The 11,596-nt window shown below is 74.4% G+C and carries 10 protein-coding genes and 1 tRNA gene; 10 read left to right on the forward strand and 1 reads right to left on the reverse strand.

What is annotated here, in order from left to right; all coding sequences use genetic code 11:
• Positions 1-5: 5 nt before the first annotated feature.
• The 5 genes from IE219_RS06805 (at position 6) to IE219_RS32220 (ending at position 5,198) form a co-directional block, all read left to right on the forward strand.
• Entirely contained in the window at positions 6-929 is a 924-nt protein-coding gene (locus IE219_RS06805; RefSeq protein ID WP_189975648.1) for an ABC transporter permease, read from the forward strand.
• Positions 922-1,908 (forward strand): ABC transporter permease, encoded by a 987-nt coding sequence (locus IE219_RS06810; protein WP_189975649.1) that lies wholly within the window; start codon positions 922-924, stop codon positions 1,906-1,908. The genes IE219_RS06805 and IE219_RS06810 overlap by 8 nt, the downstream gene beginning before the upstream one ends.
• 6 nt (positions 1,909-1,914) lie before the next feature.
• Positions 1,915-2,898 (forward strand): ABC transporter ATP-binding protein, encoded by a 984-nt coding sequence (locus IE219_RS06815; RefSeq protein ID WP_189975650.1) that lies wholly within the window; start codon positions 1,915-1,917, stop codon positions 2,896-2,898.
• Positions 2,891-4,165 carry an ABC transporter ATP-binding protein gene (locus IE219_RS06820; protein ID WP_229849633.1) on the forward strand — a complete coding sequence of 425 codons (1,275 nt, stop codon included), beginning with the start codon at positions 2,891-2,893 and terminating at the stop codon, positions 4,163-4,165. Before IE219_RS06815 ends, IE219_RS06820 begins: the two co-directional genes overlap by 8 nt.
• Before the next feature lie 94 nt (positions 4,166-4,259).
• A complete protein-coding gene (locus tag IE219_RS32220; protein ID WP_189975651.1) occupies positions 4,260-5,198 on the forward strand; it encodes a hypothetical protein in 939 nt (312 codons plus the stop codon).
• Here IE219_RS32220 and IE219_RS06830 read toward each other — a convergent pair.
• Positions 5,174-7,357, reverse strand: a complete 2,184-nt coding sequence (locus tag IE219_RS06830) for a S9 family peptidase (protein ID WP_189975652.1) — start codon at positions 7,355-7,357, stop codon at positions 5,174-5,176. The genes IE219_RS32220 and IE219_RS06830 overlap by 25 nt on opposite strands.
• Before the next feature lie 204 nt (positions 7,358-7,561).
• Here IE219_RS06830 and IE219_RS06835 point away from each other — a divergent pair, with 204 nt between their 5' ends.
• From IE219_RS06835 to IE219_RS06855, 5 genes are all read left to right on the forward strand, one after another.
• Positions 7,562-7,756, forward strand: a complete 195-nt coding sequence (locus IE219_RS06835) for a hypothetical protein (RefSeq protein ID WP_046911704.1) — start codon at positions 7,562-7,564, stop codon at positions 7,754-7,756.
• 41 nt (positions 7,757-7,797) lie between these two features.
• Entirely contained in the window at positions 7,798-8,736 is a 939-nt protein-coding gene (gene mshB, locus IE219_RS06840) for an N-acetyl-1-D-myo-inositol-2-amino-2-deoxy-alpha-D-glucopyranoside deacetylase (RefSeq protein ID WP_189975653.1), read from the forward strand.
• Positions 8,733-9,086: a DUF6113 family protein gene (locus tag IE219_RS06845; protein ID WP_189975654.1), complete on the forward strand. Its 354-nt coding sequence runs from the start codon at positions 8,733-8,735 to the stop codon at positions 9,084-9,086. Before mshB ends, IE219_RS06845 begins: the two co-directional genes overlap by 4 nt.
• Positions 9,087-9,215: 129 nt before the next feature.
• Positions 9,216-11,387, forward strand: coding sequence for a peptidoglycan binding domain-containing protein (locus IE219_RS06850; protein ID WP_229849634.1), 2,172 nt, complete (start codon positions 9,216-9,218; stop codon positions 11,385-11,387).
• A gap of 131 nt (positions 11,388-11,518) precedes the next feature.
• Positions 11,519-11,593: transfer RNA gene (locus IE219_RS06855), tRNA-Gly, on the forward strand.
• Positions 11,594-11,596 lie beyond the last annotated feature (3 nt).

Genomic DNA, 11,596 nt, shown 5'->3' on the forward strand with positions numbered 1-11,596 from the left:
CCCCCATGGGTCGATACGTGATCCGGCGGCTGCTGCAGATGATCCCGGTCTTCTTCGGCGCCACGCTGTTGATCTTCCTGATGGTGAACGTGATGGGCGACCCCATCGCCGGACTGTGCGGCGACCGCGCGTGCGACCCGGCGACCGCCGCCCAGCTGAAGAAGGAGTTCGGCCTCGACAAGCCCGTCTGGCAGCAGTACCTGACCTACATGGGCAACGTCTTCACCGGCGACTTCGGCACCGCCTTCAACGGCCAGCCCGTCACCGAGCTGATGGCGCAGTCCTTCCCGGTCACCCTGCGCCTCACCATCGTCGCCATCCTCTTCGAGATCGTCATCGGCATCAGCCTCGGCGTCGTCACCGGCCTCAAGCGCGGCCGCCCCGTCGACACCACCGTCCTGCTGCTGACCCTGGTCGTCCTCTCCGTCCCCACCTTCGTCACCGGCCTCCTGGTGCAGCTGCTCCTCGGCGTGAAGTGGGGCTGGATCAAACCGGCCGTCTCGCCCGAGGCCACCTTCAGCGAGCTGATCGTCCCCGGCCTCGTCCTCGCCTCCGTCTCCCTCGCGTACGTCACCCGGCTCACCCGCACCTCGATCGCCGAGAACAAGCGCGCCGACTACGTCCGCACCGCCGTCGCCAAGGGCCTCCCGCGCCGCCGGGTCATCAGCCGCCACCTGCTGCGCAACAGCCTCATCCCGGTGGTCACCTTCATCGGCGCCGACGTCGGCGCCCTCATGGGCGGGGCCATCGTCACCGAGCGGATCTTCAACATCCACGGCGTCGGCCTCCAGCTCTACAACGGCATCGTCCGCCAGAGCACCCAGACCGTGGTCGGCTTCGTGACGATCCTCGTCCTCATCTTCCTGCTGGCCAACCTCCTGGTGGACCTCCTGTACGCCGTCCTGGACCCGAGGATTCGCTATGCCTGAGCCGATCGAGCCGTACGAAGAGGGCCGCGCCATCGCCGCCACCGGAGGCGGCGGGGCCACCGACCTCGCCATGGCCGAGGCCGAGACCCTGGAGAAGACCCCCGGCGGCCCCAAGGGCACCGGACCCGACAAGAAGCCCCGCTCCCTGTGGTCCGACGCCTGGCACGACCTGCGCCGCAACCCCGTCTTCATCGTCTCCGGACTGATCATCCTCTTCCTGGTGGTCATCTCCATCTGGCCGTCCCTGATCGCCTCCGGCGACCCCCTCGACTGCGACCTCGCCAAGGCGCAGGAGGGCTCCCAGCCCGGCCACCCCTTCGGCTTCAACGGCCAGGGCTGCGACGTCTACACCCGCACCGTCTACGGCGCCCGCACCTCCGTCACCGTCGGCGTCCTCGCCACCCTCGGCGTCGCCCTCCTCGGCTCCGTCCTCGGCGGCCTCGCCGGCTTCTTCGGCGGCGCCTGGGACGGCGTCCTCTCCCGCATCACCGACGTCTTCTTCGCCATCCCCGTCGTCCTCGGCGGCCTGGTCCTGCTCTCCGTCGTCACCAGCTCCACCGTCTGGCCCGTCATCGGCTTCATGGTGCTGCTCGGCTGGCCGCAGATCTCCCGCATCGCCCGCGGTTCGGTGATCACCGCGAAACAGAACGACTACGTGCAGGCCGCCCGCGCGCTCGGCGCCTCCAACTCCCGGATGCTGCTGCGGCACATCACGCCCAACGCCGTCGCGCCCGTCATCGTCGTCGCCACCATCGCGCTCGGCACGTACATCGCCCTGGAGGCGACGCTCTCGTACCTCGGCGTCGGCCTCAAGCCGCCCACCGTCTCCTGGGGCATCGACATCTCCTCGGCCTCGCAGTACGTCCGCAACGCCCCGCACATGCTGCTCTGGCCCGCCGGCGCCCTCGCGATCACCGTGCTCGCCTTCATCATGCTCGGCGACGCCGTCCGCGACGCCCTCGACCCGAAGCTGAGGTAGGGACCCATGCTGCTCGAAGTGCGCGACCTGCACGTGGAGTTCCACACCCGCGACGGCGTCGCGAAGGCCGTCAACGGCGTCAACTACTCGGTGGACGCCGGCGAGACCCTCGCCGTCCTCGGCGAGTCCGGCTCCGGCAAGTCCGTCACCGCCCAGGCCGTGATGGGCATCCTCGACATCCCTCCCGGCAAGATCCCCCAGGGCGAGATCCTCTTCAAGGGAGAGGACCTCCTCAAGCTCAAGGAGGACGAGCGCAGGAAGGTCCGCGGCGCCAAGATGGCGATGATCTTCCAGGACGCGCTCTCCTCGCTCAACCCCGTCCTCTCCGTCGGCGAGCAGCTCGGCGAGATGTTCATCGTCCACAAGGGGATGAGCAAGAAGGACGCCCGCGCCAAGGCCGTCGAACTCATGGACCGGGTTCGCATCCCCGCCGCCAAGGAACGCGTCGGCCAGTACCCCCACCAGTTCTCCGGCGGCATGCGCCAGCGCATCATGATCGCCATGGCGCTCGCCCTCGAACCCGAGCTGATCATCGCCGACGAGCCCACCACCGCCCTCGACGTCACCGTCCAGGCCCAGGTCATGGACCTCCTCGCCGAGCTCCAGCGCGAACTCAACATGGGCCTCATCCTCATCACCCACGACCTCGGCGTCGTCGCCGACGTCGCCGACAAGATCGCCGTCATGTACGCCGGCCGGATCGTCGAACAGGCCCCCGTCCACGAGATCTACAAGGCCCCCGCCCACCCCTACACCCGCGGCCTGCTTGACTCCATCCCGCGCCTGGACCAGAAGGGCCAGGAGCTGTACGCGATCAAGGGCCTGCCGCCCAACCTGCTCGCCATCCCGCCCGGCTGCGCCTTCAACCCGCGCTGCCCGATGGCCCAGGACGTCTGCCGCACCGACGTCCCCCCGCTGTACGAGGTCACCGAGTCGCCCGTGCCGCGCTCCAGCGCCTGCCACTTCTGGAAGGAGTGCCTCCATGGCTGAGGCGATTCTCGAGGTCCGGGACCTGCACAAGCACTACCCCCTCACCCAGGGCATCCTCTTCAAGAAGCAGGTCGGCGCGGTCAAGGCGGTCGACGGCGTCGACTTCGAACTCGCCTCCGGGGAGACCCTCGGCATCGTCGGCGAGTCCGGCTGCGGCAAGTCCACCGTCGCGAAGATGCTGGTCAACCTGGAGAAGCCGACCTCCGGATCGATCCGCTACAAGGGCGAGGACCTCACCAAGCTCTCCCCGCGCGCCCTGAAGGCCGTCCGCCGCAACATCCAGATGGTCTTCCAGGACCCGTACACCTCGCTCAACCCCCGCATGACGGTCGGCGACATCATCGGCGAGCCGTACGAGATCCACCCCGAGGTCGCGCCCAAGGGCGACCGGCGCCGCAAGGTCCAGGACCTCCTCGACGTCGTCGGCCTCAACCCCGAGTACATCAACCGCTACCCGCACCAGTTCTCCGGCGGCCAGCGCCAGCGCATCGGCATCGCCCGCGGACTCGCCCTCCAGCCCGAGATCATCGTCGCCGACGAACCGGTCTCCGCCCTCGACGTCTCCGTCCAGGCCCAGGTCATCAACCTCCTCGACCGGCTCCAGGCCGAGTTCGCCCTCTCGTACGTCTTCATCGCCCACGACCTGTCGATCGTCCGGCACATCTCCGACCGGGTCGGCGTCATGTACCTCGGCCGGATCGTCGAGATCGGCACCGACGCCCAGATCTACGAGCACCCCACCCACCCCTACACCCAGGCCCTGCTCTCCGCCGTCCCGGTGCCCGACCCCGAGGCCCGCGAGCACCGCGAGCGGATCATCCTCACCGGCGACGTGCCCTCCCCGGCCAACGTCCCCTCCGGCTGCCGCTTCCGCACCCGCTGCTGGAAGGCGCAGGAGCGGTGCACCCTGGAGGTGCCGCTGCTCGCCGTCCCGGCCGTCTACCGCCTCGCCGACACCCCCGCCAAGCACGACTCCGCCTGCCACTTCGCCGAGGAGAAGCAGGTCGTGCCCCCGGAGGACGCGCTGGCCCACGCCGGCCCCCTGAAGGAGACCGCCGCCGGGACCGGCCCGGCCGCCGAACCGCCGGGCGCGACCCTCCTGAAGAAGGAACCGCCCGGCCCCGGCCCCGACCTCGACCTCGATGAGAAGACCGGCGAGAAGACCGGAGACGGCACCGGCGACGGCACCGGAGGCGAGGACGCCGACGGCGGCACCGGCGGCGAGGACACCGGCGGCGGCACCGGCGGGATCAGCAAGGAGTCCTGACGGCCCCGGGGAAGTGCGGGGGCGCCCGCGACGCGCCCCCGCACTTCCCCGGAACCCCTTGTCCCGCCCGGCGCCGACCGTCGAGGATCGGCCCGTGACTGTGACACGACCGGCACGTCTGACCGGGGCCGCGCTCGCCGCCGTGCTCGCCCTCGTCCCCTTCGTCTGGATCCTGGGCGACCTCGCCGCCCTCGGCTCCCCGGAGGACCTCCTGCGCCACTGGGCCGACACCGGCCTCCGGGCCGCCCCCTTCCGGGCGGCCACCGGCCCGCTCGACCCGCTGCTCTGCCTCGCCGCCGCGCTCACCGCCCTCGCCGCGCTCCGCTCCCGGCACGCCGCCGGCGCGCTCGCCGCCACCGGCGCCGTCACCCTCGCCGCCCGCCTCCCCGGCCTGTGGAGCCACGCCACCGGCCCCCTCGTCACCGCCCTCCTCGAAACCGCCCTCGCCGCCGGCCTCCTCGCGGTCGCCCTGCTCGGCCGCCGCCCGCGCCCCGGCCCGCACGACCCGGTCCCCACCCGGCCGCGCCCCCGCCCGGCCGCCGCCGCCGGAATCCTGCTGGCCCTCGCCGCCCTCGCCCTGACCGTCCGCGAGGTCCGCCACTCCAGCGGCCCGGACCCGATGCGCGCCGTCGACCGCTTCACCGGCGGCCGGTCCGCCGCCGGCACCGCGCTCGCCGTCCCGCCCGGCTGGCTCTCCGCCGTCCTCGTCCTGCTCCTCGCGGCCGCCGCCTGCTCCGCCCTCACCGCCGCCCGGCACACCCGCCCCCTCGGACTCCTCGCGGGCGGCCTCCTCCTCGGCGACGGGACCGCGGCGAGCGCCCGCGCCCTCTTCCCGTACCTCCGCCCCGACGTCCAGCCCGCCGCCGCCCCCGCCCTTGACGGGCCCGCCCTCGCGGCGGGCCTCGGCACGGCGCTCGCCGGGGCCGCCGTCCTCGTCCTGCTCGCCGGGCGCGGCGCCCCCGACCCCGCGCCCGGCCCCCGCCCGCCCGAGCCGGCCCCGCCGCCGCCCTATCCGCGCCCGCCCGGCTGGTGACCCGCGCCCAGGGACCTCCTGAGGAAGTCGACCTGGAGCAGCAGCAGGTTCTCCGCCACCCGCTCCTGCGGCGTCATGTGCGTCACCCCGGACAGCGGCAGCACCTCGTGCGGCCGGCCCGCCGCGAGCAGCGCCGACGACAGCCGCAGCGCGTGCGCCACCACCACGTTGTCGTCCGCGAGCCCGTGCACGACCATCATCGGCCGGGCCGGGCCCTCCGCCGCCGCCAGCCCCTCGTCGGTGACCAGCGACTGCGCCGCGTACACCCCGGGCTCGGCCTCCGGGGTGCCCAGGTACCGCTCGGTGTAGTGGGTGTCGTAGAGCCGCCAGTCCGTCACCGGCGCCCCCACCACGGCCGCGTGGAAGACATCGGGCCGCCGCAGCACGGCGAGCCCCGCCAGATAGCCGCCGAAGGACCAGCCCCGGATCGCCACCCGCCCCAGGTCCAGCGGGAACCGCCCGGCCAGCGCCCGGACCGCGTCCACCTGGTCGTCCAGGGCCACCGAGAAGTCCCGCAGCACCGCCTTCTCCCAGGCGGGGGAGCGCCACGGGGTGCCCCGGCCGTCCGCCACCACCACCGCGAAGCCCTGCTCGGCGAACCACTGCGAGGTCAGGTGCGCGTGGTGCGAGGCGACCACCCGGGGCCCGTGCGGGCCGCCGTACGGATCCATCAGCACCGGCAGCGGCCCCCGCCCCTCCTCGTACCAGGACGGCAGCAGCACCGCGCACGGGATCCGCCGCTCACCGGCCTCGGTGAGGACCGGCCGGGCCCGCAGCGGCGGTTCGGCGCCGTACGAGGCGATCACCGCCGCCTCCACGCCGTCGCGCAGCACCCGCGCCACCGCCCCCGGCACCTCCGGCCGGGCCGACACCAGCACCGTCACCGCCCCGGACCGCACCGCCGTGTGCCAGCCCGGCCCCTCCGAGACCCGCTCCGCGCCCGCCGCCGACACCCGGTAGACGTGCGCCTCGCCGGTCTCCGGCGCCGCCGCGGCAGCGCCCGCCGACGCCGACACCAGGACGTCGTCCACGCCCGCGTCGAGCACCGCCCGCACGTGCAGCGCGGCGTCCGTCAGCGTGCGGTCGCCGACCGCCAGGGCCCGCGCCCCGGTCTCGTCCCCGATCCGCACCAGCCGCCCGTCCGGCGTCCGGGCGGGCACCCCCGGCAGCAGTTCGAGCCAGGCCGGGTCCTCCTCGGCCCGCACCACCGAGACCGCCCCGGTCGCCGGGTCCGCCTCCAGGAACAACTGGCTCCGCTGGTCGCGCGCCTGGACCAGGAGCAGCGGCGCCCCCGCCGCCGACCAGTGCACGCGCGCCAGGTACGGGAAGCGGTCCCGGTCCCACACCACCTCGGTGCGCCCGGAGCCGTCGGAGCCGTACAGGAAGAGCCGCACCTCCGCGTCGGGCGTGCCCGCCGCCGGATAGGCCACCCGCTGCGGCTCCCGGTCCGGACGGGCCGGGTCGGCGATCCACCACCGGCCCACCGCCCGGTCGTCGACGCGGGCCACCAGCAGCCGGTCCGAGCCGGGCGACCACCAGAAACCCCGGTCCCGCCCCATCTCCTCGGAGGCGATGAATTCGGCCAATCCGTACGTGCTGTGCGGATCCTCCGGGACGGCCACCGCCCGATCACCGGAACCATCGGCTCCGACCACCCGCAGGGCGCCCCCGGAGACGTACGCCACCCACCGCCCGTCCGGCGAAGGACGCGGGTCGAGCACCGGTCCCGGCACCGGCAGCTCCCGCACCTCCCCGGACCGCAGCCCGGCCGCGAACAGCCGCCCCGACAGCGCGAAGGCCGCCCGCTCCACCGCCGCGTCCACCGCGTACGCCACGATCCCCGCGGACCCCTCCCGGCTGCGCTCCCGGCGCGCCCGCTCCTGCGCGGACAGCTCCTCGCCGGCCCCCGCGAGCAGCACCGACGGCTCCGCGACCACCCGCTCCGCCGGTGCCCCGCCGTCCGCCGGCAGGTCCAGCACCCACAGCGCGTGGGTCAGGTCGGTGCCCGAGCCCGAGCGGGTGAAGACCACCCGCAGACCGTCTGGTGAGACCGTGAAACCGCGCGGCACCCCCAGCGAGAACCGCTGGGTCCTGGCGTGCAGGCGCGGGAAGGACAGCCCCTCGGAAGGGGCGGAAGCGTGCTGCTGAGACATGGTCATACGGCTGAAAGTAGCGCTGTGCGCGCCCCTCGTGCCCCCGTACGCCGATCGATGCGAGGGCACGGATAGTTATGATCCGTAGCGCTTGGTGGGTAGGCACCCGTGGGTATGCATCATGCGTACGCCATACGGCGCATGCCCCGCGAAGCGCCGACCTAACAGAACCGCTCGACATATTCCGACCGAAGGTGGAGGTGAACCGCCGTGGCACTCTCGATCTCCGTGGTGGTGCTGCTGGCGATCGTCGTCTTCCTGCTGATCCGGAAATCCGGGCTCAAAGCCGGTCACGCGGCGATCTGCGCGCTCCTGGGGTTCTACCTCGCAAGCTCCTCCATCGCGCCCTCCATCTCCACCCTCACCACCAACGTGGCGAGCATGATCGGCGGACTCAAGTTCTGACCCGCTCGGTCGAGGGCGGCCCCGCCTCGTAGGGTGGGGCCATGACCGATCTCCCCGCCCGTCGTCTGCTCCTCGTGCACGCGCACCCCGACGACGAGTCGATCAACAACGGCGCCACCATGGCCAGGTACGCGGCCGAGGGCGCCCTGGTCACCCTGGTCACCTGCACCCTGGGCGAGGAGGGCGAGGTCATCCCGCCCGGTCTGGCCCACCTGGCGCCCGACCGCGAGGACCGCCTCGGCCCGCACCGCGTCGGCGAACTCGCCGCCGCCATGGCCGAGCTCGGCGTCACCGACCACCGCTTCCTCGGCGGCGCGGGCCGCTTCCGCGACTCCGGCATGATGGGCGTCGCCCAGAACGAGCGCCCCGGCGCCTTCTGGAGCACCCCCGTCGACGAGGCCGCCGCCCCCCTCGTCGAGATCGTCCGCGAGGTCCGCCCGCAGGTCCTCGTCACCTACGACCCCGACGGCGGCTACGGCCACCCCGACCACATCCAGGCCCACCGGGTCGCCATGCGCGCCGCCGAGCTCGCCGCCGACCCGGCCCACCGCCCGGAGCTGGGCCCCGCCCACGCCGTCGCCAAGATCTACTGGAACCGGGTCCCGCGCCCCGTCGCCGAGGCCGGCTTCGCCCGCCTGGCCGCCGAGGGCTCCGCCTTCCCCGCCGACGCCGCGCTCGGCGACGTCCCCGGCGTCGTCGACGAGGACCGGATCACCGCCGAGATCGACGGCGGCCCGCTCGGCTCCGGCGGCTCGTACGCCGACCGCAAGAGCGCCGCCATGGCCGCCCACGCCACCCAGGTCGCCGTCGACGGCCCCTTCTTCGCCCTCTCCAACGACCTCGGGCAGCCCCTCTTCACCACCGAGTACTACGAACTCGTCCACGGCACCCCCGGCGCCCCGGCCGGCACCCGCGAGACCGACCTCTTCGCGGGCCTCCCGGCCGCCGAGGAGGCCCCGCGGGAGGTGACGGGCCGATGACCGCCCCCGCCGCCCGCTACGCCGCCTACGCGGGCCTCCTGCTCCTCGGCGTCCTCGTCGGCGCCGCCGGGGCGCTCGTCCAGGCCGCCTGGTTCCCCCTCGGCCTGCTCCTCGCCCTCCTCGCCACCTTCGCCCTCTTCTACGGCGGCATGCGCGCCACCGGCACCCAGGTGGGCCTCGCCGCCGCGGGCGGCGGCTGGCTCCTCGCCGTCATCCTGCTCAGTTTCGGCCGCCCCGAGGGCGACGGGATCTTCGGCGGCGGCCTCGGGGAACTGATCTTCCTCTTCGGCGGCATGGCCGCCGCTGTGATCTGCGCCACCGTCAGCAGGCTCCCCTCACCCACTCCGTGACCGAACGGACTTCCCTCCGGGCGGATAACCGGCGGCGCCGGACAGTATGGTGGTGCGCGCCGCCGAACCGCCCGGGACAGTACGAGCATCAGCAAGAGCGGGCGGCGGAGCCAACCGGGAGATCCTGCTTTGAGTCGTGAAACTGGTCGAGAGACCGACAGTTCGTCCTCCGGCGCCCAGGGGCGCGGCGGGGCCGCCTACCCGTCGGGAACCCAGCCGTACGGATCCCGCCAGTATCCGTCGCTCCACCCGACGCAGGACGCGCCGGAGGAGAGCTCCGCCGCGCCCGCGCCGCCGGAGGAGCCCAAGACCGAGACCACGCTGACCACCCGGATCCGGATCAACATCCCGGGTTCGCGGCCGATCCCGCCCGTCGTGGTCCGCAAGCCCGTCTCCGACGCGGACGCCGCCCCGGAGCCGGAGCGGCCCGCGCCCGCCCCGGAGCCCGAGCCGGAGCCGGCCCCCGCGCCCGAGCCGCCGCAGGCCGCCGCCGAGGCGCCCCGGGCCAAGGGGACCAGCGACTGGTTCGCGCCGCGCAAGGGCGCCGCCGGTGCGCCGCAGGCCCCGGCCGCCGGACCCGCCGCCGCGCCCGCCCCCCAGGCCCCGGCGCCCGCGCCGAAGGCCCCGGGCGGCCCGCAGACCCCCGGCACCGGCTTCGCGGGCTCCGCGACCGCCGGTGTGCCCACGGTCGGCTCCGCGCCCTCCAGCCGCCCCGTCAGCAACCCGCTGTACGACACCGGCACCCTCCCCGGCTACGACGGCACCCCCGCCGCCGGCGTGCCCCTCTACGACGGCCCCCGGCCCGGCGCGGCCCCCGACGGCACCCCGGGGTACGACGGCACCCCGGCGGGCGGCACCCCCGTGTACGACGGGACGCCCGCCGCCGGCACCCCCGTGTACGACGGCACCCCGGCCGCCGGGACGCCGCTGTACGACGGCACGCCCGCCCACGGCACCCCCCGGCCCGCCGGACCCACCACGGGACCGGCCAGCGGCATCGCCCACCTCGGCGCCCCGCCGAAGGCCCCCGCCGGTCCGCAGGCGGGCCCGCGGACCGGGCCGCAGGCCGGGCCGGTCGCCCCGCCGCGCCCCGGCGCGCCGGTCCCCGCCGCCCCCGGCACGTACGCCGACGGCGCCCCCCGCTTCTCCGACGACACCGCCGTCCTGACGCCGCAGCAGCCCGGCCCCGCCCAGGGCCGTCCGGGCCCGGACGGCCGCGTCTCCGGCGCGACCCTCGACAGCGGCGTCCCGCGCGCCGACGCCCGGCCCGGCCCCGGCGGACCCGGCCGGACGGACCGGGGCCCCGCGCCCCGGCCCGCGCCGAAGCCCGCCCCCGCCCCGGCCCCGGCCAAGAAGGGCCGCTCCAAGCTGGTCCTCGCCGCCGTCGCCGTCGTCGGCCTGGCCGGTGTGGCCTACGGCGCCGGACTCCTCCTCAACCACTCCGACGTCCCCAAGGGCACCACCGTCCTCGGCGTGGACATCGGCGGCGGCACCAAGGAGGAGGCCGTCAACAAGCTGGAGGCGGCCCTCGGCCCGCGCGCCGCGACCCCCCTCCAGCTCACCGTCGACGGCAAGAAGGTCCAGCTCGCCCCGGACAAGGCCGGTCTCGCCCTGGACAGCCAGGAGACCGTCCGCGCCGCCGCCGGAAGCGACTACAACCCGGTCTCGGTGATCGGCTCCCTCTTCGGCGGCGAGCGCGTCGCCAAGCCGGTCTTCCCGGTCGACAAGGAGAAGCTGGCCGTCGCCCTCCAGGACCTCGCGGGCAACTCCTCGACCGCGACCGAGGCCACGATCCTCTTCGCCCCGAACAAGGTCACCGCCGTCCCCGGCAAGCCCGGCAAGGGCATCGACGTCCAGCGCTCGCTGATCTCCGTCCAGGACGCCTTCCGCGCCCAGGTCGAGACCGGCCGGTCCAACGTCGTCGACCTCCCGGCCACCGTCCGGCAGCCCACCGTCGGCAAGGAGGAACTGGACCGCGCCATGCGGGAGTTCGCCGAGCCCGCGATGTCCGGCCGGATCACCGTCCGGGCCGGCGGCAAGGAGATCGACTTCGGCCCGGCCCGCTCCCTGCCGCAGATCCTCTCCATGAAGGCCATCGACGGCCAGCTGGTCGAGGTCTACGACAAGAAGGCCATCGCCCGGCTCCTCGAAGGCACCTTCGACGGCGTCATGGTCACCAAGGGCGACGGCTCCAAGCACCAGGTCTCCGCCGACGACGTCGCCTTCGTCATGCGCGACGCGCTGCGCGGCAGGACCAAGGCCGAGCGCACCGCCACGATCGACCTCACCGGCCAGGGCTGACACCCTCCGGCCGCGACCGTCCGGGCCCCCGTCCTCCCCGAGGGCGGGGGCCCGTCGGCCGTCACGGCCCGCACGGGCCGGAAACGGCTTGCCGCGCGCCGGGGCGTTTCCCTAGGGTCGGTGGCCTGGGGGCGGGGTCGTAGCACAGAGGTAATGCGCCGCGATGCCATCTCGGAGGACGCCGGTTCGAATCCGGTCGCCCCGCCCCC

Origin of the sequence: Streptomyces termitum (genome assembly GCF_014650175.1) — a bacterium.
Lineage (GTDB): Bacteria > Actinomycetota > Actinomycetes > Streptomycetales > Streptomycetaceae > Streptomyces > Streptomyces termitum.